Origin of the sequence: Pseudomonas sp. Sample_9 (assembly GCF_004307535.1) — a bacterium.
GTDB lineage: Bacteria > Pseudomonadota > Gammaproteobacteria > Pseudomonadales > Pseudomonadaceae > Aquipseudomonas > Aquipseudomonas mercuritolerans.
The window spans coordinates 1-1,295 of record NZ_RAZO01000258.1 but is presented as its reverse complement, the minus strand read 5'-3'; the positions used below and the strand labels follow the sequence as shown (position 1 = coordinate 1,295).

General features: G+C 59.7%; 1 protein-coding gene. It reads left to right on the top strand.

Annotated elements, in window-relative coordinates:
• Positions 1 to 1,160 (top strand): aromatic amino acid transport family protein (locus D6877_RS14485; protein WP_130911238.1); only part of this gene is annotated, 1,160 nt, incomplete at its 5' end.
• Positions 1,161 to 1,295 lie beyond the last annotated feature (135 nt).

Genomic DNA, 1,295 nt, shown 5'->3' with positions numbered 1-1,295 from the left:
CCGGCACCCTGTTTTTGCCGATCAACGCAGGATTGGGTGGCTTCTGGCCGCTGGTTATCCTCGCGCTTTTGGCCTTCCCGATGACGTTTTACGCTCACCGTGGCCTGACCCGTTTTGTGCTGTCCGGTCGCGAAGGTGCCGATATTACCGAAGTGGTCGAGCAGCATTTCGGTATCAAGGCCGGTGCCTTGATCACGCTGCTGTACTTCTTTGCCATCTTCCCGATCCTGCTGATCTACAGCGTCGGCCTGACCAACACGGTCGCCAGTTTCCTCGAACACCAAATGCACATCACACCGCCGCCGCGCGCGCTGCTGTCGTTCGTGTTGATACTCGGCCTGCTGGCCGTGGTGCGTTGCGGTGAACAGGCGATCGTCAAGGCCATGAGCCTGATGGTTTATCCATTCATCGTCGCGCTGCTGTTCCTCGCCGTGTACCTGATCCCGCACTGGAACGGCGGCATCCTCGCCACAGCCTCGCAAGTGCCGGCGCCGTCAGCGCTGCTGCATACGCTGTGGCTGGCGATTACGGTGATGGTGTTCTCGTTCAACCATTCGCCGATCATCTCGGCGTTCGCGATGGACCAGAAGCGTCGTTACGGTGTGCACGCCGACGAGCGCAGCTCACAGATCCTCGCGCGCGCTCATGCATTGATGGTCATTTTGGTGCTGTTCTTCGTATTCAGTTGCGTGCTGACCCTGTCGCCGGAGCAACTGGCTGAGGCGAAAGAGCAGAACCTGTCGATCCTGTCGTACCTGGCCAACCACTTCAGCAACCCGACCATCGAGTTTGCGGCGCCGTTGATTGCGTTTGTGGCGATCTCCAAGTCGTTCCTCGGCCACTACATCGGGGCCAGCGAAGGCCTCAAGGGTTTGATCGTCAAGAGCGGCAAGCGTCCGGGCGCGAAAACGCTGGATCGCATCGTGGCGGCGTTCATGCTGGTGATCTGCTGGATCGTCGCGACGCTTGATCCGAGCATCCTGGGCATGATCGAAACGGTCGGTGGGCCGGTGATTGCGGCAATCCTGTTCCTGATGCCGATGTACGCGATTCGCAAGGTGCCAGCGATGGCGCGCTATCGCGGTCAGGCGTCGAACGTGTTTGTTACCGCGGTGGGGCTGGTGGCTATTTCGGCGCTGGTTTACAAGCTGGCTGTCTGACCGACCTGTGCGATTGCGAGCCTGCCATCGCGAGCAGGCTCGCTCCCACAAGGTTTGCGTGATGCTTGCCCGCAGGCAATAAAAAACGCCGCTCATCTCACGATGGGCGGCGTTTTTTATTGCCTTGCAGCGTTA